This is a genomic window from Pelagibacterium halotolerans B2, from assembly GCF_000230555.1.
Lineage (GTDB): Bacteria > Pseudomonadota > Alphaproteobacteria > Rhizobiales > Devosiaceae > Pelagibacterium > Pelagibacterium halotolerans.
On the sequence record NC_016078.1, the window covers coordinates 1,814,277 to 1,838,632 of the forward strand.

The following is a 24,356-nucleotide window of genomic DNA, read 5'->3' on the forward strand; positions in this document are numbered from 1 at the left end:
ACAATTGCGCTGGATTTGTCCGCAAGCTCATGCCAGCTTTCGTCAATGCCGACGCTCAGTCTCGATGAAACCGCCAATTGCGCTTGCGGCGCCGTGAGCCTCCGGATCGAAGGCCCCGTCCTTTCGATGCTGGTCTGCTCATGCCTGGATTGCCGCAAGGCGACCGGCACGGGCCATTCGGCGGTCATCCTGATGTCCACCGATGCCGTCGAAATCTCGGGAGACGTCAAGGGACACACGCGCAAGGCCGCCTCGGGGTCGGAAATCACCCGCAATTTCTGTCCCGAATGCGGCACCCCATTGTTCGCCAGAACCGCCCGCGCGCCTCTGCTGGCCCTGATACCTGCCGGTCTGTTCGACAATCCTGACTGGTTTGCCCCCCGTCAGGCCATTTTCTCGCGCACCCATCTCCAATGGGACACGCTCAATGAGGCACTGCCTCAATACGATACCTATCGCGACACTGGAGGATTTTGATGTTTGCCACCGGACGCTGCCTGTGCGGAACCATAAGCTTTTCGGTCACCGAACCGCCGATCCGCATGGCCCAGTGTCATTGCGAGGATTGCCGGCGCCTGACCGGCACCGGGCACATCGTACAGGCCTTCTTCAAGACCGACGGCGTAACCGTCAACGGAAAGCCCGCCGTGTTCGAAAATGTCGCCGACAGCGGCAGCGAACGCCGCCGCTCGTTCTGCGCTACCTGCGGCTCCACCCTGTTTTCGGAACGCAATACCGCCCCGGGGGTCATCGGCATCGCCATCGGCGCCTTCGACAATTCCGACTGGTTCAGCCCCGGAATGGTGCTTTACACCAACCAGCGCCCGCCATGGGACCCCGAGGTGCCCGGTGTCCAAGCGCATGAGAAGATGTAGATGAGCCACGCAGCCGAGGCCCTGTCCGACCGCGTCCGTGAACGCCTCGCTCCCGTTCCGGGCGTCACCGAACAAAAGATGTTCGGCGGCCACGCCTTCATGCTCGATGGCAACATGATCTGCGGCATCATGAAAAACGGAGCCCTCCTCGCCCGAGTCGGCAAGGACGGCTATGAGGCCGCCCTCGCCCTTCCCGGTTGCCAGCCCATGACCATGGGCACAAAAACCATGTCTGGCTTCGTTGAAGTCGATGGCGATGTGCTCGACACCGAAATGGGCCTCGCCCAATGGGTCGACCGCTGCATGGCCTTCGCTGCAACCCTTCCGCCGAAATAGTTCAGGCGCCCCCGAACACCAGCGTTGCATTGATACCCCCAAAGCCGAATGAATTGGACATCACATAGTCCACATTCTTCGCGATCGGCTTATTGGGCACGAGTTCGAAACCCCGGCCCTCGGGCACCGGATCGTCGAGATTGATCGTGGCGGGCAGCATGTTTTCGCGAATTGCCATCACCGAAAACATCGCCTCGATTGCGCCGGCCGCACCAAGAAGATGCCCCGTTGACGATTTGGTCGATGAAACCGCCAGCGTCTTCCCCCGGTCACCGAACACGGCGCCAATGCCGGCCAGTTCCGCCGCATCTCCAACCGGCGTCGAGGTTGCATGCGCGTTGATGTAGCCGACCGCGTCGGGAGAAATTCCCGCCATGGCCAACGCCTTGCGCATCGCCACCTGCGCGCCCGCGCCATCCGGCGAACCCGCTGTCAGGTGATAGGCGTCGGCCGAGGTGCCATAGCCCGCCACGACCGCAAGCGGCTTCGCTCCGCGCGCCTTGGCATGGCTGAGTTTTTCGATCACCAGCACTGCCGCTCCCTCCGCCAGCACGAACCCGGAATGTCCGGCGTCGAATGGCCGCGAGGCCTTGTGCGGCTCATCATTATAGGACGAGGTCAGGGCGCGTGACGCGCCAAATCCGCCGATCGATATGGGATCAACCGACCCTTCAGCCCCGCCCACGACGGCAATTTCGGCCTCTCCGGTCATAATCAGCCGCATGCCGTCGCCAATCGCCTGGGCCGACGCCGCGCACGCCGTCACCGGCGTTCCGATCGGGCCACGAAACCGATGCACGATGGAAATCCAGCCCGCTGCCATATTGGCGAGGAACGAGGGCACGGTGAACGGGGAGAGTCGCCGCGGCCCTTTTTCGGCAATGGTGCGCGCAGCCTGCGCCATCACCGGCTCTCCGCCCACACCGGACGCGATAATCGTGGCCGTTGCCTGCTGCCCTGCATCGTCCTGAGGGTGCCAGCCGGCCTGATCGAGCGCCTGCGCCGCAGCGGCAAGGCCATACTGGATAAAGAGATCCATCTTCTTGATCTCCTTGGGCTCGATCCATTCGGACGGATCGAACCCTTGGGGATCGTTCGCCTTGTCGGGCACCAATCCGGCGATATGGGAGCCAAATCCCGTCGTATCGAAGCGATTGTTCCGCACGATCCCGCTTTTGCCCGCAAGAAGCCGCTCCCAATTGGTCGCAACGCCCACCCCGAGCGGGGACACCACTCCCATGCCGGTTACAACAACCGGATCATCGCTTTGCATCGAAAGTCTCCATCACTGGCTTTGTATTGATTTGGCTTCAGGCGTCCGCGTGTTCGCGAGCCTCACCGGCGGTAAGCGCGCGCAATCCGCCAAGGAAATCCTCGGGCCCCGGATCGGCGACCAACGCTCGCAATTCGTCCTGCGAATCCCGCCAGAGCGGCAGGATCTCTTCGAGCAGCGCCGCGCCCTTCCCGGTCAGTTCAAAGTGTCGGACATTGCCCTTTTCCGGGCGCCCCGCGATCACCAGCCCGCGCTTGCGCAACGGCTCGAGATTGCGCAGGAGCGTCGTTCGATCCATGGAAATCCGTGCCGCCATCGAATTGACCGACATGCGCGGTGAGTTCTTGACGGTCATCAGAACCGTAAATTGAACGACCGAGATTTCAAACGGACGAAGCACTTTGTCATAGCGGCGCGTCAGAGCCCGCGCGGCCATCACGGTGTTGAGCACGAGGCAATCAAAAAAGGCAAAGGTCATGCCGGCAAACTATAGTGTAATTACACATGTGTAAATACACTATACGATCCCACCAATCCCCGCTGCCGCTCGACACGCCCCCTTCGCGGCGAGACACTTTGCGCCTTACCAATGCTCTGCTATAGGGACCGCGAACTTTGGCTGGCCCTTGCTGGCCGAACCGGATTTTTGCGCGCGAGGAGCACATATTTATGACCAAGATCAAAGTCGCCAATCCCGTCGTCGAACTCGACGGCGACGAGATGACACGCATCATCTGGCAGGCCATCAAAGACAAGCTCATCCACCCCTATCTCGACATCGATCTTGAATATTACGACCTCAGCGTCCAGAAGCGCGACGAGACCGACGACCAGATCACCGTCGACGCCGCCAACGCCATCAAGAAGCACGGCGTGGGCGTCAAATGCGCCACCATCACTCCCGATGAAGGCCGCGTCGAGGAATTTGGGCTCAAGAAGATGTGGCGCTCGCCCAACGGCACCATCCGCAACATCCTGGGCGGCGTGATCTTCCGCGAGCCCATCATCTGCAAGAACGTGCCGCGCCTCGTTCCCGGCTGGACCCAGCCCATCATCGTCGGTCGCCACGCCTATGGCGATCAGTACCGCGCCACCGATTTCAAATTCCCCGGCAAGGGCAAGCTGTCCATCAAGTTCGTCGGCGAAGACGGCCAGGAAATCGAACACGAAGTGTTCGACGCTCCCTCCTCGGGCGTGGCCATGGCCATGTACAACCTCGACGATTCGATCCGCGATTTCGCCCGCGCCTCGCTCAACTACGCCCTCCAGCGCGGCGTCCCCTGCTACCTCTCGACCAAGAACACAATTCTCAAGGTCTATGACGGTCGCTTCAAGGACATCTTCGAGGAGGTCTTCCAGGCCGAGTTCAAGGAAAAATACGAAGCCAAGAAGATCTGGTACGAGCATCGTCTGATCGACGACATGGTCGCTGCCGCCCTCAAATGGTCCGGCGGCTATGTCTGGGCCTGCAAGAACTACGATGGCGACGTGCAGTCCGACATCGTCGCCCAGGGCTTTGGCTCGCTCGGTCTGATGACCTCGGTTCTCATGACCCCCGATGGACAGACCGTCGAAGCCGAAGCGGCCCACGGCACCGTGACCCGTCACTACCGCCAGCACCAGCAGGGCAAGGAAACCTCGACCAATTCCACGGCCTCGATCTTTGCCTGGACCCGTGGCCTTGCCCACCGCGCCAAGCTCGACGGCAATGACGAACTGGCAACCTTCGCCGCCACGCTCGAAAAGGTCACCATCGACACCATCGAGCAAGGCAAAATGACCAAGGATCTGGCCCTTCTGGTCGGCCCCGACCAGCCCTGGCTCACCACAATGGGGTTCCTGGACGCCATCGACGCCAACCTTCAGAAGGCGATGGCGTAAGCCGTCCCTTACCGGCACCTATCGAAGCGGCCCTTGTGGCCGCTTCTTTTTTGCCCGCTTGATCGATCCGGTCGAATTTGCTCGACGCCCGAACATATTGGTCATATGAGCCAGTTTGGCCCGCCATCCGGCGGATACGTCACCAAAGCTGGAAGTTGCCGATGCCGACCGGCGTGCTCATCGCCTTTGCCGCCTATGCCAGCTTCGCGTTTGGCGATGCCACGATAAAGAGCTTCGGCGGCTCCATGTCGGTCTTCCAGATCGGCTTTTTCGTCACGCTGTTCTCCTTCGTTCCGGCCCTTCTCGTCAAACCGCGCGGCGAGCGCTGGCGCGACGCCTTCAAGCTCACCCATGTCTGGCTCATGCAGTTGCGCGGCATCTGCGGCATCATGTCGATGGTGATGGTCACCATCGCTTTCACGACGATCCCGCTCGCCGAAGTTTACGCGCTGGTTTTTCTCACCCCGATCATCGTGACCATTCTTTCGGTCGTCATCCTGCGCGAGTCCATGACCCCGGCCCGCTGGTTGGCCCTCGCCATCGGCTTTGCCGGTGTGATGCTGGTCGTCCGGCCCGGCTTCCGCACGCTTGAGTTGGGCCATCTGACCGCGGTTTGCGCCGCGCTTGCCGCCTCGGTGGGTGCCATCGTTCTCAAAAAGGTCTCGGCCACCGAGCGGCGCGTCTCGCTGCTGGGCGTGCTTTTGACCTATGCCCTGATTTTCAACGGCATCGCCATGATCCCGAATTTCGTCGTCCCCACGCTCGACCAGATCGGCAGGCTGGTGCTCATCGGGCTGTTCGGCGGCACCGGGCAATTGCTGATGATCGCCGCGCCCCGCCGCGCGGCGGCCAACCAGATCGCGCCTACCCAGTACAGCCAGATTTTCTGGGCCATTGCACTGGGTGGGCTGTTTTACGGCGAATATCCCGACACCGTCGCCGTAGTGGGGCTGGCGATCGTGGTTGCCGCCGGCATCGCGACACCCGGCGTCGATGCCGCCCGTTCGATCCTCGGCGCCCGTCTCGCCCGCTTCGGTCGCCGCAAACCAAAGCCGTTCCAGCCGCAACAGACAGAAGCGGCCGATCCCCAAAAGGAACCGGCCGCCATCAAATGATCGCCCGTCGCGCGGGGCTCAGGCTGAAAGATGCGCCTTGATCGCCTCGACCGCCGCCTGGGCTTGTGACGCGTCGGGGCCACCGGCCTGCGCCATGTCGGGGCGCCCGCCGCCGCCCTGTCCACCAAGCGTCGACGAACCGATCCGCACCAGATCGACCGCGCTGTAGCGCGATACAAGGTCTTCGCTCACGCCCACCGAAATGCCGGCCTTGCCGTCCTCGGTCGTGCCGACGATAACGACGATCCCCGAGCCGATCTGCTTTTTGCCCTGGTCGACAAGGCCGCGCAGATCCTTGGGCTGCAAGCCTTCCACGACCCGTCCCATGAAGGTCACCCCATTGACGGTCTCGCTGGCCGCGCCATTGCCGGAGCCGCCGCCCATCGCCAGTTTCTGGCGCAGATCGGCAACCTGGCGCTCCAGCGCCCGCCGTTCCTCGACAAGTGCTTCGACCCGCGAAACCGCATCGCGCGGCGAAACCTTGAGAGCGGCCGCAACGGTCTTGAGCTGGTCTTCCTGCTCGTTGAGATAGGCACGCGCGCCATCCGCGGTCAGCGCTTCCAGACGCCGGACACCTGCCGCGACCGAGCTTTCCTGCACGATCTTGACCAGCCCGATATCGCCGGTGCGCCGCACATGGGTGCCGCCGCACAATTCCATCGAATAGGTCTTGCCCGCCTTTTCCCCTTCGAGCGCCGTGCCCATGGAGACAACGCGCACCTCGTCGCCGTACTTTTCGCCAAACAGCGCCATGGCACCGGCCTTGACCGCATCGTCGACCGCCATCAGCCGCGTTTCGACCGGCGCGTTCTGCAAAACGATGGCATTGGCCATGCGCTCGACTTCGGCCAGTTCCGCTTCGCTCATGGGCTTGGTGTGCGAATAGTCGAACCGCAGGCGCTCGGGTGAAACCAGCGAACCCTTCTGGGCCACATGGCTGCCCAGCACCTCGCGCAGCGCCTCATGGAGCAGATGGGTCGCCGAGTGGTTGGCGCGGATCGCCGTGCGGCGGGAATGGTCGACCCGCAGCGTCAGCGCCTCATCGATCCTGACGGTTCCCGCCTCGACCCTGACCCGGTGCGCAAAGACGCCACCCGCCTGCTTGGTGGTGTCGAGCACGGTGATCCTGGCGCCATCCTCGCTCTGCATGATCCCGGTGTCGCCCACCTGCCCGCCGCTTTCGCCGTAAAACGGGGTCTGGTTGAGCACGATGAAGCCCTCATCACCGGCGTTGAGCGCATCGACGCTCGTGCCATCCTTGATCAGCGCTTTCACCGCGCCGTCGCTGTCCTCGGTTTCGTAACCGAGAAACTCGGTCGGGCCGGCCGCATCGGCAATCGAGAACCAGACGGCGCTCGTTGCCGCATCGCCCGAGCCCGACCAGTTCTTGCGCGCTTCGGCCTTCTGGCGGGCCATGGCCGCATCGAACCCGGTCTGGTCGACCGAAACACCGCGCAGCCGCAGCGCATCCTGGGTCAGGTCGAGCGGAAAACCGTAGGTGTCATAAAGCTTGAACGCCGTCTCGCCCGCCAGCGTATCGCCCTGCCCGAGACCCGCGCTCTCGTCCTCGAGAATCTGCAACCCCCGGCTGAGGGTCTTGAGGAAACGCTCCTCTTCGAGCCTGATGGTTTCCGAGATCATCGCCTCGCCGGCCACGAGGTCGGGATAGGCCTGCCCCATCTCGCGCACCAGCGATGGCACGAGCTTGAAGATCGTGGGCGCATTGGTGCCCAAAAGCGTGGCGTGGCGCATGGCGCGGCGCATGATACGGCGCAGCACATAGCCGCGCCCTTCATTGGCCGGCAGCACGCCGTCGGCGATCAGGAACGACATCGAGCGCAAATGATCGGCGATGACGCGGTACGAAGCGACGGTCTCTGCCGTCGGCCCCTTCCCGACCGCCGAAGCCGTCGCATCGATCACATGGCGGAACATATCGGTTTCAAAGACGCTCTCGACGCCCTGCAGGATCGACGCCATGCGCTCGAGGCCCATCCCCGTATCGATCGAGGGGTTGGGCAGGGCTTCCTGCGTGCCATCGGCGAACTGCTCATACTGCATGAACACCAGGTTCCAGAACTCGAGGAACCGGTCGCCATCCTCTTCCGGCGTGCCCGGAGGGCCACCCCAGATGTGATCGCCGCGATCGATGAAGATTTCCGAGCACGGCCCGCACGGACCCGTATCGCCCATGGACCAGAAATTGTCCGAGGTCGGGATGCGGATGATCTTGTCGTCGGAGAACCCGGCGATCTTTTTCCAGAGGTCGGCCGCTTCGTCATCGGTGTGATAGACAGTGACCAGCAGCTTGTCCTTGTCGAGCCCGAACTCCTTGGTGACCAGCGTCCAGGCCAGATCGATCGCCTGTTCCTTGAAATAGTCGCCGAATGAGAAATTGCCCAGCATCTCGAAAAAGGTCAGGTGCCGGGCGGTAAAGCCCACATTGTCGAGATCGTTGTGCTTGCCCCCGGCCCGGACGCATTTCTGCGACGTCGTGGCGCGCGAATAGGGACGCTTTTCAAGCCCGGTAAACACGTTCTTGAACTGCACCATGCCCGCATTGGTGAACATCAGCGTCGGATCGTTGCGCGGCACGAGCGGGCTGGAGGCGACTTTCTCATGACCGTTCCCGGCAAAGAAGTCGAGGAAGGTCGAACGGATGTCGTTTACGCTTGTCATGATCGAGCCAAAAACCCTGTCTGCGGCCAAGACGCCGCACCATATCTTTATCGTTCTGGATGCGCCGGATACGCGGCTGATCGCGCCCCGTTTCACCGGCTGGAAACCTGAGCAAGCCTTCTAGCGTGTGCATCGGGGGAGTGCAATGCGAAGGCTGCGGCACCCGGGCATTAAGTGAGCGATCGAACGCCGGCGCACCAAAAAAGAAAGGCGCCGGTTACCCGGCGCCAGGAGGTCATAGACAAATCTTGCTTCTGGCCGGCGAGAACCCCGCGCCGCCAAAGCTAGTCCTCACCGTCCTCGGCGCTATCTTCTCCCGCCGTAATCAGTTCGGCGGCAATAAGCCCGGCGCTCTCGCGCACCCCATTTTCGATCTGGTGCGCGATTTCGGGATTGTCCTTGAGGAACTGGCGCGAATTTTCACGCCCCTGCCCCAACCTCTGGCTATCATAGGAGAACCAGGCCCCCGACTTTTCCACGATCCCGGCCTTGACGCCCAGATCGAGCAATTCACCCGTCTTGGAAATCCCCTCGCCATACATGATGTCGAACTCGACCTGCCGGAACGGAGGGGCCATCTTGTTCTTGACCACCTTGACGCGTGTCTGGTTGCCCACGACTTCCTCGCGGTCCTTGATCGCGCCGATACGGCGGATATCGAGGCGAACCGACGAATAGAACTTGAGCGCATTGCCACCGGTTGTGGTTTCGGGAGACCCGAACATCACGCCGATCTTCATGCGGATCTGGTTGATGAAGATCACCATGGCCTTCGATTTGGAGATCGAGGCCGTAAGCTTGCGCATGGCCTGGCTCATCAGGCGCGCCTGAAGGCCCGGCAGGGAATCGCCCATTTCGCCTTCGAGTTCTGCCCGCGGCGTCAGCGCCGCCACCGAATCCACGACAAGGACGTCGATCGCACCCGAGCGTACCAGCGTGTCGGCGATCTCAAGCGCCTGTTCGCCCGCATCGGGCTGGGAGATCAGCAGGTCGTCGATATTGACGCCGAGCTTGCGGGCATAGGTGGGATCCAGCGCATGTTCAGCGTCGATGAACGCGCAGATACCGCCCGACTTCTGGGCCTCCGCAAGCACATGCAGGGCAAGGGTCGTCTTGCCCGAACTTTCCGGTCCGAAAACTTCGATAATGCGGCCACGCGGCAGTCCACCGATGCCCAGCGCAATGTCGAGACCGAGCGAGCCCGTGGAAATCGATTCGACATTGACCTGGGTGTTCTCCCCAAGCTTCATGATCGAACCCTTGCCGAAATTGCGCTCGATCTGCCCCAGAGCGGCTTCGAGCGCCTTGTTCTTGTCCATCGAACCCCCGTCAACCACGCGAAGCTGTGAAACTGCCATTGTTAGCTCTCCTTATTTCACCAAATGCCCTGCGCGTGCAACGCGATCGGACGACCCTCAACGCCTATTTCTAGGTTGCACATTTGTTCTCATTTTGTTTTCGATATGTCAAGAGACAAAATAAGAACACCCATAAAGGGTGGAACCGCATCGCCCCATGATCATTGCAGAAACAGATCGGCATGGAGACTACCATGAACATGGGCACGGGAATCGCCATGGGAATCGCGATCGGCGCCGGTATCGGTGTCGCGATCGATAACATCGCCATGGGAATCGGCATTGGCGTCGCAATCGGCGCCGGCCTTGGTGCGGCGTTTGTCGCCGCCTCGAAGAAAGACTAGTCTTCGCCGGCCGCCGGGCTTCCCGAGAGCACTTCCTTGACCTTGGAGTTGATCTGGTCGAGCGTATAGGGCTTGGGCAGAAATTCCACGCTGCGGTCATCCTCGAGCCCCTGCCGGACGCTTTCCTCGGCGTAGCCGGAAACGAAGATCACCTTGAGCTCGGGATAGAGCTTGCGCACATGGGTCAGCAGCGTCGGCCCGTCCATCTCGGGCATCACCACATCGGAAATGATGAGGTCGACCTTGCCCTCGATCTCTTCGAGCACCTCGAGTGCCTCCTCGCCCGATCCCGCCTCGAACACCTCGTACCCCGTGGTCGAAAGCGCCCGCGCCGAAAACATGCGCACGCTTTCCTCGTCCTCGACGAGAAGAATGCGTTCATTGCCGGTCAGGTCCTTGACTGGCGCCGCGACGGCCTTGACCGCTTCCTCCTTTTCCACCGGTATGTGCCGGGGCAGCAGCAGCCGGAACGTCGTGCCCTTGCCAACCTCGGATTCGGGATAGATGTAGCCGCCGGTCTGCTTGATGATGCCATAGACCATCGACAGGCCGAGCCCGGTCCCCTTGCCCAGTTCCTTGGTCGAAAAGAACGGTTCGAAGATCTTTTCCATGACCTCCTGGGTCATGCCCGTGCCCGTATCGCCGACCTCGATCAGAACGAAATCGGCCGGGACGAACCCGGGATAGGTGAAGGTCTCGGCCTCGGCCTGCTCCACATTGCGCGTGCGCAGGGTAATCTGCCCGCCATCGGGCATGGCGTCGCGCGCGTTGACCGCAAGGTTGATGATCACCTGCTCGAGCTGCACCAGATCGGCGCGGATCGGCCACACGTCGCGCCCGTGCTCGACATCGAGCGTCACATGCTCGCCGATCAGGCGCTTGAGCAACACCGTCAGATCGTCGATATGCTGGGGCACCTCGAGCACCTGCGGGCGCAGCGTCTGGCGCCGCGAGAAAGCCAGAAGCTGGCGCACCAGCCCCGCCGCGCGGTTGGCGCTCTGCTTGATCGACATGATGTCGCCAAACGAAGGATCGGACGGCTTGTGCTTGAGCAACAGCAGGTCCGAAAACCCGATGATCGCCGTCAGAACGTTGTTGAAATCATGGGCCACACCGCCCGCCAATTGCCCCACCGCCTGCATCTTCATGCCTTGGGCAAACTGCTCTTCGAGTTGGCGCTGCTCGGTCATGTCCAGAGCATAAAGGATCGCCGCTTCGTCGCTTTCTCCGCCCTGCTCGACGCCGGAAATGAACATGCGCACGCTGCGCGGCTTTTCCCCGGGAATCGTCGCATCGACCGGCGCGATCTCGGATCGGTGCGCCTTGGCGTCGACAAGCGCCATCGCCAGTTTTTCCCGGCTTTCCGGATCGATCAGCGAGGCGACATTGAGCCCCTCGATCCCGCGTTCGCCCGATGTCAGTCCGAAAATCCGGGTAAAGGGCGCGTTGGTGCGCACCACCTTGCCCGCCCCGTCGAGCGCTGCAATGGCGATCGGGGTGTGATTGAAAAACCGCGAAAACCGCACTTCGGCGGCCCGCAGGGCTTCCTCGCCCTCGATGCCGCGCGAGCGGTCGAGCACCAGCGTGCGCGTCTCGCCAAGCTCACCCTCGGCCAGCCGCGCCGCGCGATGGAGCAGCCGCACCGGAAGATTGGTCCCGTCGTGGCGCACCAGATCGAGATCGATCACCTCGGTGCGCACCGCCCCGTCCTGCCCGCCGCCCATCAACAGCCCGGCGCCATCGCCCTGGACGATTTCGCCAAGATCGAGATCGCCGGCCTCAAAGGCCGCAAGATCATACCCGAGCCAGTCGGCAAGCGTTGAGTTGATATATTGAATGCGCCCCCGCGCATTGGCAGAAAAGAACCCGGCCGGCGCATGGTCGAGATAGTCGATGGCCTTTTGCAATTCGACGTAGAAATTTTCCTGCGCGTCGCGGTCGCGGGTTATGTCCTCCACCGTCCAGATCACCGACTTGCCCGAAGCGCCGTCATAGTCGGGAAGGCTGCGCGCCCCGATCCGGAACCATTGCGCGGCGCTCTTGCCGCGCGAAATCCGCACGTCCTCGACAATGGCCCGCCCGTCCCGCGCGGCGCGCGACAGGCGATAGACCGCCTCGCTCGCCTCGGGCTGGCTGGCAAACAGCCTTGGCACACCAACCGGAACCCCCTTGGATACCGATTTGGACAGGTCCGAATATTGCGCATTGGCATAAAAGATCTTGCCGTCGCGATCGGTAACCACTGCCCCGTAAGGCAGGCTGTCGACGATAGCGCGGGCCAGTGTGCGCTTTTCGGAACCGCCGACGAACCGGAACAGGCCCGCCGCCAGCGCAAACAGCGAAAACACCCCGATGACCGAAAGAATGCCAAGGAACAGCACGATCGTTTCGGGCGAAGCGGCTTCCCCCATCAGCGAGAACGCCACGGCCACGGCAACGAAGGCCAGCGAAAGGATGACCACCCGCCACAGCGCCGCATTGGAGGACGGGCGCGCCATCATCGGCTCGGGATAGCTGTCCTCGTCCATCGGGGCCACCGCCATCGCTTTTCTTTCCTTAGTGCAAACACCCACCCGTAAATCGAATCGGGCTTCCCATTGGTAGCAAACCCGGGTTTGCCTTGGGTAGTGCGGATTAACCGCTCGTTAACAATCTCGGTTAATTTCCACTGCGCCAGCTCGAGCGATTTTTCAACCGCATGACATAGCCGATGATCTGCGCCACCGCCTTGAAATGCTCCGCCGGGATCGTCTCGCCCACCTCGGCGCCGGCATAAAGCGCCCGGGCCAGCGGGGGATTTTCGACGATCGGGATGTCGTGATCCCTGGCCAGTCCGCGAATCCTGAGCGCAACCGCATCGACCCCCTTGGCCAGCACCTCGGGCGCGGCCATGTCCTTGTCGTATTTGAGCGCCACGGCAAAATGGGTCGGGTTGGTCACCACAACCGTCGCGTCGGGCACCGCCGCCATCATGCGCTTGCGGCTGCGCTCCATGCGAATCTGGCGGATACGGCCCTTGACGTGCGGATCGCCCTCCATCTGCTTGTACTCGTCGCGCACTTCCTTGACCGTCATCATCTGGCGCTGCCACCATTTGTGGCGCATGTAGATGTAATCGAGCAGCGCCACGATGGTGATGGCGATCAGGGTCGCGATGAAGATCTTGATGCCGATTTCCTGGAACAATTCCAAGGTCACGACGGGGTCGGCGGTCATGATGGTCGAAAGCCGGTCCCGGTCGGGCCAGACCACCAGCACCATGATGGTGGAAAACACGACGAGCTTGAACAGCCCCTTGCCGAAATTGACCAGCGCCTCGCTCGAAAACAGCCGCTTGGCCCCGGCCAGCGGGGAGACTTTCGAGAATTTGGGTTTGAGGTTTTCAGCCGAAAACACCATGCGGTGCTGCACCATGTTTCCCGCGATCCCGCACAGCGCCAGAAGGATCATGGGAATCAAAAGCGCGCTCAAAAGGCTGATCGTCGCGCCATAGACGAACTGGTTGAACCCCGGCCCACCCACCTCGTAAAGGTCCGCGCGCCCGAGATAATCGCCAAGGCTGGTCATGATCTGCGCGCTGGTCATCGGCGCAACGAACGCAAAGATCAGCGCCGAGCCCAGGATCATGAACCAGGTCGTCACCTCCTGGCTCTTGACCACATCGCCCTTCTTGTGGGCATCCTCGAGCCGTTTTTGGGAGGGGTCCTCTGTCTTTTCGCTCTGTTCGGGTTTGTCGTCGCTCATGGACTAGCCCAGGAACTGCGAAAAATGGTCTTCGAGATAGGTCATATAAAGGGTCATCGTGAGGCTCAGCAGCAGCGCGAACAGGATCAGCCCGATGATGATGTTGGCCGGCATGGCCATGAAAAACACCTGAATCTGGGGCATCAGCCGCCCCAGAATCCCCAGCCCCAGATAAAACACCAGTCCGAAAACCAGAAATGGCGCCGACATCTGCGTTCCGATCAGGAAGGCCTGCGCCACGATCTCCGTTGCCATCTCCGCCGCATCGCCCAGCATCAGCGGCGCATCGGGCGGGAAATAGCTGTAGCTGGCATAAATTCCCGCCAGCAGCACGTGATGCAGATCGGTGGCGAAAATCAGCGTCACGCCCAGCATGGCCAGAAAATTGCCAACGATCGCCCCCTGCACGCCCGGCTGGGTGGGATCGGAGGTCTGGGCCATCGAAAGCCCCATCTGGAACGCGATCACCGCACCTGCGACCTGCGCGGCGGTGATAATAAGCCTTGTCAGCCCCCCGAGGATAAATCCCACTGCAAGTTCATGCGCGAGTGCGGTCAAAAGCCCGCCCAGAGTCACCGGAACGGCGCCGAGATTGGGCAGGATCAGCGGGTAAAGCACCAGCGAAAACGCCAGCGCGAAGGTGAGCCGCAGCCGCATGGGAATCGTCGATTCCCCCAGCGCCGGCAACAGCATGAGGATCGTGCCGAGCCGTGCGAAAATGAGAAAGAAATAATAGGCGACATCGGGGCCCCAGCTCACGCTCATGGCCCGCTACCCGCCCGTGATGATCATGTCGACGATCTGGTTCATATAGGTGTTCATCGTGGCGCCCATGAAGGGCAGCGTGAGCAGCAGCGTGAAGAAGATCGCGATGATCTTGGGCACGAAAACCAGCGTCATTTCCTGGATTTGCGTCAAAGCCTGAAACAGGGCGATGATGACGCCGACCACAAGCCCCACGATCATCATCGGCCCTGAAACGATGATCAGGGTCCAGATGCCGGATGTGGCGATATCGAGAGTTTCTGCCCCGCTCATGTCAATCCCGCGCGATTCGTTAACGCCACCTTACATCAAATGCGTCCGATCCGGTGGTGTGGAGATTGCGTCAAGGCGAGGCGAAAATGGTGGCCGCCGAGAACCGGAGCGGAGCGTACATTCAAGTACGTGAGCACCGGAAGCGCAGGCGGCTGCCATTTGCAGCCCGCCTTCACGCAATCTAAATGGGCATGCGCATGATTTCTTCGTAGGCCGAGATCACCCGATCGCGGACCGTGACCATGGTTTCCATTGCAGATTCGGTTTCGGCCAGCGCGGTCACCACATCGACAACGTTTGCCTTGCCGTTGATCATGTCGACGGCCACCTGGTCCGAGCGCTGCCCGGTTTCGACGATGCCGCCGAGCTGGTCGGCCAGCATCTGCCCGAAATCGGCGCCCGATGGCGAAGCTGTGGGCGCGGTCAGCTTGCCGCCCGCCTGATCGGAAATCAGGCGCGAGACATTGCCGTAGGCAGCGGTAGCTGCATTGAATGGCGTGCTCATCTATCGAACTCCTTAACCGCGCAGAATATCGAGCGTCCGCCCAAGCATCTGGCGCGATACGGTGACGACGTTGAGATTGGCCTCATAGGTGCGCTGGGCCTCGCGCATGTCCATGGTCTCGATCAGCGTGTTGACATTGGGGTATTTGACATAGCCGTTCTCGTCGGCCGCCGGATGGCCCGGTTCATAGCGCGAGGAAAAATCGCTCATGTCCGTTGCGAGCGCACCAACCGTCACTTCGGTGGCGCCCAGTTCGCGATTGAGCACGGCGTGAAAGGTCGGCACCTTGCGCCGATAGGGATCCTCGTCCGGTGTATGCCCGGCGGAATCGGCATTGGCCATATTCTCGGCGATCACCCGCATGCGCGCCGTCTGGGCGTTGAGCCCCGATCCGGCGATCTTGATCGATGTCATGAAATCGTTCATGCGCTAGCGTCCTATACGTTCTTGCCCAGCGCGATCTTCATCAATCGCATGGAGCGTGTGTAGAGCGTGGTCGCGGCCTGATAGTCCATCTGGTTGGTCGTGACCTTCATCATCTCTTCTTCCAGCGTCACCCCGTTGCCCTCGGGCATGACCTCGAAACTGTTCATGGTCCGCGCGCCCATGGCCCGGCTCGGGTCGCCCCCCACCGAATAATGGTTGCGGTTGGTCGCGGTCGTCGTGACAGTGGCACCCGAACGGCGCGCCGTGCTCTCGATGGAAAAGGGCGCAAGGTCGCGCCCGCGATAGCCGGGTGTTTCGGCATTGGCGACGTTTTCGGCCAGAAGCGTCTGGCGGGTCTGGTGCCATTGCATCCTGTTCTTGAGCGCGGCAAAGATGGGCAGGTCACCAATGGCCATTTCGGGTCCGCCGAATCCGGTTACAGTTCGTTAACTGGGCAAACTTTGCCCACTGCATGGTTAACGACGCGTTAACCGATCGGAAACCAAGGGCCGGAAATCTCCCAATTTTGAACAAAGCTAAGCTATAGTAGGCAGCTATTGCCCAGCGCCAAGCGTCCGGCTATGTGTCGCGGGACGAGTTGCCCATTTCCAGGAGCGTGCCAGTGGGATTTCTGAACAGCCTTTTCGGTGGTGAAAACGGCTATCTGACAATGATCGTGGCGCTGGCCATCGTGATCGTTTTGATCGTCCTCGCCGTCTGGCTCATCAAGCTGGTGGGCGACGCCTCTGCCAGCGTGGGGCGCGGCCGCAACCGGCGCCTGATGGTCATCGATTCCATCGCCATCGACAACAAACGCCAGGCCGTCATCATACGCCGCGACGAGACCGAGCACCTGATCGTCATTGGCGGCCCCAACGATCTTGTCGTTGAAGGCGGCTTTGAAGCCCCGCCCGTCCAGCAGGTCCAGCGCGCCCGCCGCAAACCCGCCGAACCCGCGCCCGCCGTTGCACCCGAGCCCGCGCCCCCGGCCCGGCCGATGGGCAAGTCGCTGCGCCATACCGGCCTGCTGCGCCCCGTCGAGGACAACGAACCCAAACTCGATGGGGGAAAGCCCGACAATAAGGGCCGCACCTCCTCCGACTCAGCTACAAGCGTTGCCATGTCGGCCACCACGACCGTGGAGCCCGAACCGCCGCTTGAAGCGAGGGACAGAGATTACGAGGACACGGCAACCAGGTCCTGATACCGCACCGCGCCGGGCCGGAACGCCCCGCGCGGCACTTGCCGTCGTTCTTGGCCTCGCCGCCATCCTCCTGCTGCCCGCCACGGGAATCGCGCAGGACATCTCCATCGATTTCGGCGACGAAACCACGCTGACCGAGCGCGCGATCCAGTTGATCGCCCTCATCACAATTCTCGCGCTCGCCCCCTCCATCCTCGTGATGGTGACGAGCTTTACCCGCATCGTCGTGGTGCTCTCGCTGTTGCGCACCGCCATCGGGCTGCAGACCGCACCGCCCAATTCGGTGATGATCTCGCTGGCGCTGTTTCTCACCGCCTTCATCATGGCACCCACCCTGCAGCAAAGCTACGAGGTGGGCATCGAGCCCCTGGTGGCCGGCGAGGTCGAAATCGTCGAAGCCATCGACCTTGCCTCCGGCCCGCTGCACGAATTCATGCGCACCCATGTCCGCCCTCAGGACGTCATGCTGTTCATGGACCTGACCGAAACCCCGGCTCCGGAAAACCCCGAAGACCTCGAACTGCGCATCCTCATCCCCGCCTTCATGATCTCCGAACTCCGCCGCGCCTTCGAAATCGGGTTTCTTCTCTTTTTGCCCTTCGTGGTCATCGACATGGTCGTGGCCTCGGTGCTGATGAGCATGGGCATGATGATGCTCCCCCCGGTCATCATCTCCCTGCCCTTCAAGCTGATCTTTTTCGTCCTCGTCGACGGCTGGCACCTTGTGGCAGGGTCGCTGATACGGAGCTTCACCGGCTAACGGGCCAAGGCTGCGGCGAGACCGAGGCTCTGCGCACGGTCCCTCAGCCTGCGGTCGCGGGTGGCAAGCCTGGCCTCCGGTGTAAGGGCGGCAGCAGAGAGAAGATGCGCGTCGACATACCCTATCCCCCGCCCGAACAATGCGTGAAGACTGATAAATTCGAGAACTTCATCGTCTCTGGCGACGACGCACTGGGGCAGGTCGGCCAGCGAAGTGAGTATGAGATTGCGTTGCCGCAGGTTCCCCAGCGCAAGTTCGCCGAGAACAAACGGATGCATCAGCACCCTGTTGGCGCCCAACAGCAGCTCCAATTCCTCATCGACCGCCCGAAAATGGTCGATCCATACGGAAGTGTCCACAAGGATCATATAGCTGTTCGTCGCCGCGGTACGTCCTTGAGCTGAGGCTCAGTGCCGCCGAGAAGCGCGAGACGACGGGCGCTCTCGCGCTCGATAAGCGCCTTCAGCCCCTCTCTGACCAGAGCTGACTTCTCGTTAAGACCGGTAAGAGATTTGGCTTTTTCGACCAGTTCATCGTCGATGGCGATTGTTGTGCGCATGGCTGTGCTCCCGATGCACCAAATATAGCACCAAATGATGCGTATTCAAATGCCTACAAGCTCGCCACTGCCCCCGTCTCCGGCGCTGCCCGCAACGGAGTCACTGTGCCCGGCCCCGAATAAATCTCGCGATACGCATTCAAAAACGCATTGATCGCCTGCGTATCGGCGACCTGCCGGGCAATCTCGCGGAAATTGACGCCGTTGGGATCGACGTTTTCGACCACGAAGGCAAAGACCGGCCATTCGGGGGTTGTCGACATGGCCTCGGAAAACCGGCTGCGCAGGCGGGCCAGTCCGATCTGGTCGTTCGACAGCACATAGCCCACCGCCGCCTTGACCACATTGGTCCGCGCCATGGGGCTGAGACCACCCGAGCTCAGATCGGGCGAATAGAGCGCCTCGATCAATTCGCTGGCCGCCGAAAAGCGGTTGGCCTGCCACAGGGCGTCGATGCGCAGCAATTCGGTGTCGCGGCCCGTCAGGCTCGAAAGCAGGTCGAGCGCCAGATCGTGGCGATGGGCGTGAATGAGCGCGCTGGCCTCGAGCACGCGGCGCTGGCGTTCCAGCCCCGGCGGCAGCCCCGCCAGCCGCGTATCGTAGAGCACCCGCAGCGCCGAATTGGGATCGCGATTGGCGATATAGACCACTGCCAGGTCGGCCGCCACCTGCGCGCGCGCCGCGCCGTCGAGCCGGTTTTCCACCTGGTAGCTGAGCAATTCGGAAGCCTGGGCGAGCAGATCGACCTCGATCAGCCGCTGGGCCAGATTGCGGATCATCATGTCGCCCTCGGCCCCCGGCGGGGTGAGATGGCGATAGTCGTAATAGATCGAAAGCGCCGAGACCGGATCGAGCGCATCGGCCTGCCCGTCGAGAAACAGCCCCGAAAACTCGGTGCGCGCCCGGGTCAGAAGCGCGTCGAGCGAGCGGTTGTCCGCGAAATCCGCCGCCATCTCACGGGTCAGGACAAACGCATCGCGATAGTCCCCGTGGCGGTATTGCAGATCGGTCAGCTTGGCGACGATGTCGATTTCGAGCTGGTCGCCGCGCCAGATGGTCGATTGCACCGCCAGCGCATGGATTGCCTTTTCCACGTCGAGCTGGCCCATGCCGTCCAAAATCTCGATGGTGCGCAGCACGGCCTCGGCCGACGATCCCCGCCGGTCGGCGGCGATCACCCGCCCATAGCCTTCCAGTGCTTCGTCCTCGAGCCCGTTGATGTGGTCGAGCCGCGCCGAAAGCAGTTGATATTGCGCCACCTGATCGGGCGTCAGCGCGGCAAGGTCGACGGCGCGGATCATATCCGCCGCCATCGTCGCATCGCTCTGTTCCACCGCGGCGCGGATAGCCGCCAGGTGAAAGCGGGCCCGTATCCAGTTGGGATAATTGTCAACGACATGGTCGCCACCGAACGCGTCGAGCCGCGCGCCGGCAAAGTCTCCGGCATCGACCTTGGCGATGGTGCGCCAGATCATGGCGTCGGCATCGTTGAGCATCGCATCGGCGTTGAGCAGGTCCAGGGCGTCCGCGTGCCGTCCGGCCAGCGCGTTGGCGGCGGCAAGGGTCGCGTTCATGGCCGGCTCCAGACTGTGCTGGCGCAAATCCCGCCTGAGCACATTGAGCACCCCGATCGCCTCGAACGCGAAATCATTGGCGAGGTAGAACTGGGCCAGATCGAGCCTGGCGCGGTCGAGGTCCCTGCCCTCGGCCATCGCCGCCCGCGCCATGTATTCGTCGCGCCGCAGCCCGAATTCATCGGGGTTGGGGGTCATCATGGCGTTGAGATCGAGCGCGCTGACGCTCGCTTCGTCCGGCGCGTAAAGTCGCTGCCCGGCGTCGACGGAGACGGTCAGCCCCCCATCGGCGGCGATGACCGCATACCGGTCCTCGATGGAAACGCTGACCCCTTCATGCAGCGGCTTGACGACCAGCCCATGGACCGAGCGCGGCGCCTGGAAATCCACGAACCCCAGATCGCGGACCACGCCACGCGCCGGTGGATAGGTGGTCACGACATCGAGAATGTCGCCCACATCGGGATCGCGTAGCTGGTGGACATTTGCCGGTCGTTCCAGATCGGCCACCACTTCATAAAGTCCCGATTGCGACCGGCGGCGCTCGAGCGTCACCGGATGGACGGCCGAGAGAAGGATGTCGCCGAGCGAGAGGACCCAACTGCGCCCTTCCGAAGCCAGCGTCGCCAGCCGGTTGTCGTCGAGCACCATGCGCACGACATAGGACGCGCCGGTGCTCTCCACCGTCAGATCGCTCGCCAGCCCGTCGAGAATTTCGCCCGACTGGGCGTCGGGGCTGACCAGCCGCGCCGGCGTATCGAACAGCATCCACACGACATTGCCGCGCCGGAACACGGCGGCGGGCGTTTCCTGGGCAAAGGGAAAGACGATGCGCACCGTCTGGCCCACAGTGCTGACATAGGGCTGCACGGTTGCCGTCTCATCGCGAACCGGCTCGACGGTATCCTCGGGGTGCTCGCCTTGCGCGGCCGGAGCTTCAGGCTGCGACAGCGACGCGGCAACTTCGGCCAGATCGAACTCCTGTTCGGCGTCGCCGGGATGGTCGATATCGAGAATGAACTCGGTGCTCGACTGCTCGTAAAAGCGCACGGGCACATCCTCGGGGATGGCCATGGCAATCTCGGTCTCGCCACCATGGACGATGTTGGTAACCTCGCCCAGTTGCTCGGGGCGGTCCGAGAGGATTTCATAAAGATCGACGGGAACGGGCCAGTCGAAACGGATCGAGGCGTTTTCTCCTTCGCGGACGAATTCGGCCTTGGTGCCCACGTTCCAGGTAAATTCGATACGGGAAAAGGTCGGATGCCTCCCAACCCGTATCGTGGGGCGCGGATCATATTCGATGGCCAGTTCGGCGCGACGGCGCTCCTCGGCGATCCGGGCTGCCTCTTCGGCGCGCTCGGCAAGCTTTGTGATGATCTCGGGCGGCAGGGCCGGCGGCAACCCCACCCAGTCGGGCGGCAGCAGGTCGATATAGAGCTGTTCGCCAGCAGCCATGGTGTTGAGCGCGAACTGCTCGCGCATGCCCATGCGGATGCCGGTGCGGTCCGGATCGAACCGCGCAACGGCAAGATATTCCGAAAGGATGGTTCCCACGTCCGGCAGAACCCCGGCCATCGGCGTGTCGGGCACGGAGATGACAAGCACGCCATTGTCGCTGGTGACGGTGTGTTCGGGCAGGTTCAGCCTGTCGGGAAAGGTCAGGATCAGCCGGCCGTAATTTTCGTGCCGCTGCGCCTCGAATGTAATGTTTTCCTGCGCCAACGCCGAACCGGCGCACCCCAAAAACACGAAAAACGCCAGCAAGATGGCTCCTGCAGCGTCCAAAAATCCATAAACCTGGCGTCCACGTTTTCTTGTGGTCGAAAGCATTCTGCCTGCCGCCCTTATTCAAGGGCACACTATGCAGCAGCGCTTAAGATGGAATTACCACGCGGCCCAAAAACCGGCGCGATGCCTATTGCCCGACGATCTGCGGCAGGTTGGCAAAGTCCTGGCTGGCCTGTTCCACCGGCCCCGTCGGCCCGGTCTGGGCAAGCAGCACGGTCAGTTGCTGCGCCTTGGCGGGGATCATCTTGGCCATGATCGGCCCGAGCTTTCGCGGGTTCATCGCATGCCCCACCCGCACCAGCACATCCTCGTCGAGATCGTTGAAAATGGTCGCCGCGTCCCCGGCCCGCATGTTTTCATACATCGCGACGATGGCCGCGAATTGTTCGGCTTCGGCGCTTTCCTGAGCATCGACCAGCGCGTTGATCTGCGTTTCCATCGCGCTCAATTCGCTCATGCGCTCTTCGATGCGCAGCTCGGCGGCTTCGACCACCGCAAGCCGGGTTTCCAGTTCGGCGGCAAAGCTGTCCAGCTCCGTCCTGCGCTCAGCCAGCCGCTGGAGGATAATGGCCTCGGTCGAGCCGGGCGCCGCATCGGAAGCGCCCTCGAGCGTTTCCAACTCGCCATCGGTGGGAAAATTCTCGAAAAGCGCCTGCGCAGCCGCGTCCGCCGCCGAAAGTTCGACTTCGGGCTCCGCCTCGCTTTCGGGCTGCGCTTCTTCCTCCGGCTCGTGAGCCGGCTGGGCACTTCCCGCCGCCTGCGCCTGGCTCATCCCGCCCATCACATAGCTCTGCCCTGAGACGATGCCGAATGTCTTGAGCATCAGCAGCGCCGAGGCCGCGACAACCACGACGGGCAGAAGGCGAACCTGGTTCACGCGGCGTGCTCCCGGCGCTTCTGGTGGTCTTTCAGCGTCTTGAGCGCGCTGCCGGCCCGGCTGCCGTCGCCGCCATCGCCCGGCGAACGCGCCGCCTGGGTGATCTTGGCGATCCGGTCCATGACCGCCTGCCCCGCATTGACATGATTGGCCAGTTCGATCGCGAACCGCTCGGCCTCGTTAAGGCGCGTATTGAGCTTTTCGTCAGCCTCCACCGCCGTTTCGCGCAGCCCCTTGATGGCGCTGTTGGCCATCGAGGTCGCTTGCACCAGATCGGCGATCATCTGCTGAAGCGCTGCGCGATCGGACTGCAGCGTCCGGATTCGCTTGTTGAGCACAATGCAGTAACCGATTGTCGTTGCGAGAAGAACGGCAACGGCAATTTCAATCATCAGTCCTAAAGGCATTATTTGCCCTCCGCCTTTTCTTCCATCGCCTCAAAGGCCGCCATCGTCACCTTCGGCGGGTTGAGCGGCCGGGTCACCCGGACCGAAACATTTTTCCCGATATGGCCCATCACCGCCCGCGTCAGGTCCACATCGCCGCAGCGCAGCGTCACGGGGTCGGACGGGGTCATGTCGAACATGATCGTGTCACCCTCGGCCAGATTGAGGGCTTTGGACAACGGCAGGTCGAGTTCATGCAGCACGGCGGAAATTTCCGTGTCGGCGGCGTGGATCTCGGTGGCAAGATGGCCTTCCCAGATCGGATCGCGCCCGAACTTTTCGCCCATATACATCTGGAGCAACTGCTCGCGGATCGGCTCGATCGTCGCATAGGGCAGCATGATCTCGATCTTGCCGCCCCGCTCGTCCATATCGATGCGCAACTCCACAAGGATTGCCGCATTGCCCGGACGCGAAATGGCGGCAAAGCGCGGATTTGTCTCCAGCCGGTCGAGCTTGAAGGTCACCGGCGCCAGCGGCTCGAACGCCTTGTGCATGTCGTCGAGGATATGCTCGATCATCCGCCGCGCCAGCGCCATCTCGATCGTGGTGTAAGGCCGCCCCTCCACCCGGATGACGCTCGATCCGCGCCGCCCGCCCAACAGAACGTCGATCATCGAATAGATGAGCGCGCTGTCCACCGTCATGAGCCCGAAATTGTCCCATTCCTCGGCCTTGATGACCGAAAGGATGGCCGGGAGCGGTATGGAATTGAGATAGTCCCCGAACCGCACCGAGGTAATCGATTCGAGCGTCACTTCCACATTGTCCGAGGTGAAATTGCGCAACGTGGTCGTCGCCAGCCGCACGAGGCGGTCGAAGGCGATTTCCAGCATCGGCAGGCGCTCATAGGACACCAGCGCCGAATTGATAAGCGCCCTGACCCCGGTCAGCTCGACGCTGGAGGCAGCGCTGGAATCGAAACCGAGCAGGGAATCGATCTCGTCCTGGTTAAGGACGCGGTCGATATCGTCGCCCCCGCCCGCCTCGGCTTCGAGCATGGCAGCCCAGTCATCGCCGAGCGCCCCTTCCGATTTTCCCGTCTCGTTGGCCATGAAGCCCCGCTATTGAACCAGAATGTCCTTGAACAGGATGTTGTCCACGCTCGCCGGATAGACGGCGAGGTTGACGCGGCGCAGCAATTCTTCCTTGAGCCGGTAGATACCGGCCGACCCTTCGATGTCGGACCGGCGAAGCTCGCGCAGATAGACCTGAAACGCATCGAGAACCCGCGGCAGGCGCGGCTCGATCACCTCGATCATCGTCTCGTCGCGCACTTCCAGCGCAATCCGCATCCGCAGGAACTCGGCCGCGCCACCCGGATTGCTCAGATTGACCGTGATATCGGGGAGGTCATAGAACGCCGTTTCCGCCGCAACCTCGATTTCGCCGTCATGGCCGGCATCGCCGCCCCCCGATTGCGTGAGAAACCAGCCGCCGGCCCCCGCGACCAGCAACAGAACGGCAACGCCCCCGCCGATCAGCGCCATCTTCGGCAGCCCTTTTTTTGCGGGCGCCGCCTCCGATGTGGCGTTAATTTCCGTTTCGGTCACATCAGTCATTCAAGGCCT

The 24,356-nt window shown here is 62.2% G+C and carries 27 protein-coding genes; 9 read left to right on the forward strand and 18 right to left on the reverse strand.

Annotated features, from left to right (window positions below):
- The first annotated feature begins 45 nt into the window (after positions 1-45).
- From KKY_RS19575 to KKY_RS08915, 3 genes are read left to right on the forward strand one after another with little or no spacing between them, the layout of a single operon-like run.
- Positions 46-477 carry a GFA family protein gene (locus KKY_RS19575; RefSeq protein WP_014130996.1) on the forward strand — a complete coding sequence of 144 codons (432 nt, stop codon included), beginning with the start codon at positions 46-48 and terminating at the stop codon, positions 475-477.
- The gene (locus KKY_RS08910; protein ID WP_014130997.1) at positions 477-875 is read left to right on the forward strand and encodes a GFA family protein; all 399 of its coding nucleotides are present in this window, start codon (positions 477-479) and stop codon (positions 873-875) included. Before KKY_RS19575 ends, KKY_RS08910 begins: the two co-directional genes overlap by 1 nt.
- Positions 876-1,211, forward strand: a complete 336-nt coding sequence (locus KKY_RS08915) for a TfoX/Sxy family protein (RefSeq protein WP_014130998.1) — start codon at positions 876-878, stop codon at positions 1,209-1,211.
- A gap of 1 nt (position 1,212) precedes the next feature.
- Here KKY_RS08915 and fabF read toward each other — a convergent pair whose 3' ends face one another.
- Positions 1,213-2,484, reverse strand: a complete 1,272-nt coding sequence (gene fabF, locus KKY_RS08920) for a beta-ketoacyl-ACP synthase II (RefSeq protein WP_014130999.1) — start codon at positions 2,482-2,484, stop codon at positions 1,213-1,215.
- A gap of 37 nt (positions 2,485-2,521) precedes the next feature.
- On the reverse strand, positions 2,522-2,962 hold the full coding sequence (locus tag KKY_RS08925) for a MarR family winged helix-turn-helix transcriptional regulator (RefSeq protein ID WP_014131000.1): 441 nt from the start codon (positions 2,960-2,962) through the stop codon (positions 2,522-2,524).
- Between the two features lie 191 nt (positions 2,963-3,153).
- Here KKY_RS08925 and KKY_RS08930 point away from each other — a divergent pair, with 191 nt between their 5' ends.
- Both KKY_RS08930 and KKY_RS08935 read left to right on the forward strand, forming a co-directional pair.
- Positions 3,154-4,365, forward strand: a complete 1,212-nt coding sequence (locus KKY_RS08930; protein WP_014131001.1) for an NADP-dependent isocitrate dehydrogenase — start codon at positions 3,154-3,156, stop codon at positions 4,363-4,365.
- 161 nt (positions 4,366-4,526) lie between these two features.
- Positions 4,527-5,480, forward strand: a complete 954-nt coding sequence (locus KKY_RS08935; protein ID WP_014131002.1) for a DMT family transporter — start codon at positions 4,527-4,529, stop codon at positions 5,478-5,480.
- An 18-nt stretch (positions 5,481-5,498) separates the two neighbouring features.
- On the opposite strand, the gene alaS is transcribed toward KKY_RS08935, so the two are convergent.
- A complete protein-coding gene (gene alaS, locus KKY_RS08940; protein ID WP_014131003.1) occupies positions 5,499-8,159 on the reverse strand; it encodes an alanine--tRNA ligase in 2,661 nt (886 codons plus the stop codon).
- On the opposite strand from alaS, the gene KKY_RS20495 reads away from it, so the two are divergent.
- Entirely contained in the window at positions 8,140-8,283 is a 144-nt protein-coding gene (locus KKY_RS20495; protein WP_014131004.1) for a hypothetical protein, read from the forward strand. The genes alaS and KKY_RS20495 overlap by 20 nt on opposite strands.
- Before the next feature lie 160 nt (positions 8,284-8,443).
- Here KKY_RS20495 and recA read toward each other — a convergent pair whose 3' ends face one another.
- On the reverse strand, positions 8,444-9,517 hold the full coding sequence (recA, locus tag KKY_RS08945) for a recombinase RecA (RefSeq protein ID WP_014131005.1): 1,074 nt from the start codon (positions 9,515-9,517) through the stop codon (positions 8,444-8,446).
- A gap of 194 nt (positions 9,518-9,711) precedes the next feature.
- Between recA and KKY_RS20620 the strand changes: the two genes are divergently transcribed.
- On the forward strand, positions 9,712-9,861 hold the full coding sequence (locus KKY_RS20620; protein WP_162096916.1) for a glycine zipper domain-containing protein: 150 nt from the start codon (positions 9,712-9,714) through the stop codon (positions 9,859-9,861).
- Here KKY_RS20620 and cckA read toward each other — a convergent pair.
- From cckA to flgB, 7 genes are all read right to left on the reverse strand, one after another.
- On the reverse strand, positions 9,858-12,404 hold the full coding sequence (gene cckA / locus KKY_RS08950; protein WP_014131006.1) for a cell cycle histidine kinase CckA: 2,547 nt from the start codon (positions 12,402-12,404) through the stop codon (positions 9,858-9,860). The two genes, KKY_RS20620 and cckA, sit on opposite strands and share 4 nt — an antisense overlap.
- A gap of 115 nt (positions 12,405-12,519) precedes the next feature.
- Positions 12,520-13,605 (reverse strand): flagellar biosynthesis protein FlhB, encoded by a 1,086-nt coding sequence (flhB, locus tag KKY_RS08955; RefSeq protein ID WP_014131007.1) that lies wholly within the window; start codon positions 13,603-13,605, stop codon positions 12,520-12,522.
- 3 nt (positions 13,606-13,608) lie between these two features.
- Positions 13,609-14,370: a flagellar biosynthetic protein FliR gene (gene fliR / locus KKY_RS08960; protein ID WP_014131008.1), complete on the reverse strand. Its 762-nt coding sequence runs from the start codon at positions 14,368-14,370 to the stop codon at positions 13,609-13,611.
- 6 nt (positions 14,371-14,376) lie between these two features.
- Positions 14,377-14,643, reverse strand: a complete 267-nt coding sequence (gene fliQ, locus KKY_RS08965) for a flagellar biosynthesis protein FliQ (protein WP_014131009.1) — start codon at positions 14,641-14,643, stop codon at positions 14,377-14,379.
- 181 nt (positions 14,644-14,824) lie between these two features.
- Positions 14,825-15,148: a flagellar hook-basal body complex protein FliE gene (gene fliE, locus KKY_RS08970; RefSeq protein ID WP_014131010.1), complete on the reverse strand. Its 324-nt coding sequence runs from the start codon at positions 15,146-15,148 to the stop codon at positions 14,825-14,827.
- Between the two features lie 12 nt (positions 15,149-15,160).
- Positions 15,161-15,574 carry a flagellar basal body rod protein FlgC gene (flgC, locus tag KKY_RS08975; protein WP_014131011.1) on the reverse strand — a complete coding sequence of 138 codons (414 nt, stop codon included), beginning with the start codon at positions 15,572-15,574 and terminating at the stop codon, positions 15,161-15,163.
- Positions 15,575-15,585: 11 nt separating this feature from the next.
- Entirely contained in the window at positions 15,586-15,990 is a 405-nt protein-coding gene (gene flgB / locus KKY_RS08980; RefSeq protein ID WP_014131012.1) for a flagellar basal body rod protein FlgB, read from the reverse strand.
- Positions 15,991-16,196: 206 nt separating this feature from the next.
- Here flgB and KKY_RS20820 point away from each other — a divergent pair, with 206 nt between their 5' ends.
- A complete protein-coding gene (locus tag KKY_RS20820; protein ID WP_014131013.1) occupies positions 16,197-16,778 on the forward strand; it encodes a flagellar biosynthetic protein FliO in 582 nt (193 codons plus the stop codon).
- Entirely contained in the window at positions 16,732-17,538 is an 807-nt protein-coding gene (gene fliP / locus KKY_RS08990; RefSeq protein ID WP_014131014.1) for a flagellar type III secretion system pore protein FliP, read from the forward strand. Before KKY_RS20820 ends, fliP begins: the two co-directional genes overlap by 47 nt.
- On the opposite strand, the gene KKY_RS08995 is transcribed toward fliP, so the two are convergent.
- The 7 genes from KKY_RS08995 to KKY_RS09025 form a co-directional block, all read right to left on the reverse strand.
- On the reverse strand, positions 17,535-17,906 hold the full coding sequence (locus KKY_RS08995; RefSeq protein WP_014131015.1) for a type II toxin-antitoxin system VapC family toxin: 372 nt from the start codon (positions 17,904-17,906) through the stop codon (positions 17,535-17,537). The genes fliP and KKY_RS08995 overlap by 4 nt on opposite strands.
- Entirely contained in the window at positions 17,903-18,097 is a 195-nt protein-coding gene (locus KKY_RS09000; protein ID WP_014131016.1) for a type II toxin-antitoxin system VapB family antitoxin, read from the reverse strand. Before KKY_RS09000 ends, KKY_RS08995 begins: the two co-directional genes overlap by 4 nt.
- A gap of 53 nt (positions 18,098-18,150) precedes the next feature.
- On the reverse strand, positions 18,151-21,438 hold the full coding sequence (locus tag KKY_RS09005; RefSeq protein ID WP_139305022.1) for a hypothetical protein: 3,288 nt from the start codon (positions 21,436-21,438) through the stop codon (positions 18,151-18,153).
- A gap of 151 nt (positions 21,439-21,589) precedes the next feature.
- Complete coding sequence (locus KKY_RS09010; RefSeq protein ID WP_014131018.1) at positions 21,590-22,339, reverse strand: MotE family protein; 750 nt, start codon at positions 22,337-22,339, stop codon at positions 21,590-21,592.
- A complete protein-coding gene (locus tag KKY_RS09015) occupies positions 22,336-22,746 on the reverse strand; it encodes a DUF6468 domain-containing protein (protein WP_014131019.1) in 411 nt (136 codons plus the stop codon). Before KKY_RS09015 ends, KKY_RS09010 begins: the two co-directional genes overlap by 4 nt.
- Entirely contained in the window at positions 22,746-23,840 is a 1,095-nt protein-coding gene (gene fliM / locus KKY_RS09020; protein WP_014131020.1) for a flagellar motor switch protein FliM, read from the reverse strand. The genes KKY_RS09015 and fliM overlap by 1 nt, the downstream gene beginning before the upstream one ends.
- A gap of 9 nt (positions 23,841-23,849) precedes the next feature.
- The gene (locus KKY_RS09025; protein ID WP_014131021.1) at positions 23,850-24,347 is read right to left on the reverse strand and encodes a flagellar basal body-associated FliL family protein; all 498 of its coding nucleotides are present in this window, start codon (positions 24,345-24,347) and stop codon (positions 23,850-23,852) included.
- Positions 24,348-24,356: the final 9 nt, after the last annotated feature.

Excerpts from the sequence above, each read along its gene's own strand:
- KKY_RS19575 (WP_014130996.1), top strand. The coding sequence starts at position 46 with ATGCCGACGCTCAGTCTCGATGAAACCGCCAATTGCGCTTGCGGCGCC.
- KKY_RS08910 (WP_014130997.1), top strand. The coding sequence starts at position 477 with ATGTTTGCCACCGGACGCTGCCTGTGCGGAACCATAAGCTTTTCGGTC.
- KKY_RS08915 (WP_014130998.1), top strand. The coding sequence starts at position 876 with ATGAGCCACGCAGCCGAGGCCCTGTCCGACCGCGTCCGTGAACGCCTC.
- fabF (WP_014130999.1), bottom strand. The coding sequence starts at position 2,484 with ATGCAAAGCGATGATCCGGTTGTTGTAACCGGCATGGGAGTGGTGTCC.
- KKY_RS08925 (WP_014131000.1), bottom strand. The coding sequence starts at position 2,962 with ATGACCTTTGCCTTTTTTGATTGCCTCGTGCTCAACACCGTGATGGCC.
- KKY_RS08930 (WP_014131001.1), top strand. The coding sequence starts at position 3,154 with ATGACCAAGATCAAAGTCGCCAATCCCGTCGTCGAACTCGACGGCGAC.
- KKY_RS08935 (WP_014131002.1), top strand. The coding sequence starts at position 4,527 with ATGCCGACCGGCGTGCTCATCGCCTTTGCCGCCTATGCCAGCTTCGCG.
- KKY_RS20495 (WP_014131004.1), top strand. The coding sequence starts at position 8,140 with ATGTCGTTTACGCTTGTCATGATCGAGCCAAAAACCCTGTCTGCGGCC.
- alaS (WP_014131003.1), bottom strand. The coding sequence starts at position 8,159 with ATGACAAGCGTAAACGACATCCGTTCGACCTTCCTCGACTTCTTTGCC.
- recA (WP_014131005.1), bottom strand. The coding sequence starts at position 9,517 with ATGGCAGTTTCACAGCTTCGCGTGGTTGACGGGGGTTCGATGGACAAG.
- KKY_RS20620 (WP_162096916.1), top strand. The coding sequence starts at position 9,712 with ATGAACATGGGCACGGGAATCGCCATGGGAATCGCGATCGGCGCCGGT.
- cckA (WP_014131006.1), bottom strand. The coding sequence starts at position 12,404 with ATGGCGGTGGCCCCGATGGACGAGGACAGCTATCCCGAGCCGATGATG.
- flhB (WP_014131007.1), bottom strand. The coding sequence starts at position 13,605 with ATGAGCGACGACAAACCCGAACAGAGCGAAAAGACAGAGGACCCCTCC.
- fliR (WP_014131008.1), bottom strand. The coding sequence starts at position 14,370 with ATGAGCGTGAGCTGGGGCCCCGATGTCGCCTATTATTTCTTTCTCATT.
- fliQ (WP_014131009.1), bottom strand. The coding sequence starts at position 14,643 with ATGAGCGGGGCAGAAACTCTCGATATCGCCACATCCGGCATCTGGACC.
- fliE (WP_014131010.1), bottom strand. The coding sequence starts at position 15,148 with ATGAGCACGCCATTCAATGCAGCTACCGCTGCCTACGGCAATGTCTCG.
- flgC (WP_014131011.1), bottom strand. The coding sequence starts at position 15,574 with ATGAACGATTTCATGACATCGATCAAGATCGCCGGATCGGGGCTCAAC.
- flgB (WP_014131012.1), bottom strand. The coding sequence starts at position 15,990 with ATGGCCATTGGTGACCTGCCCATCTTTGCCGCGCTCAAGAACAGGATG.
- KKY_RS08995 (WP_014131015.1), bottom strand. The coding sequence starts at position 17,906 with ATGATCCTTGTGGACACTTCCGTATGGATCGACCATTTTCGGGCGGTC.
- KKY_RS09000 (WP_014131016.1), bottom strand. The coding sequence starts at position 18,097 with ATGCGCACAACAATCGCCATCGACGATGAACTGGTCGAAAAAGCCAAA.
- KKY_RS09015 (WP_014131019.1), bottom strand. The coding sequence starts at position 22,746 with ATGCCTTTAGGACTGATGATTGAAATTGCCGTTGCCGTTCTTCTCGCA.
- fliM (WP_014131020.1), bottom strand. The coding sequence starts at position 23,840 with ATGGCCAACGAGACGGGAAAATCGGAAGGGGCGCTCGGCGATGACTGG.
- KKY_RS09025 (WP_014131021.1), bottom strand. The coding sequence starts at position 24,347 with ATGACTGATGTGACCGAAACGGAAATTAACGCCACATCGGAGGCGGCG.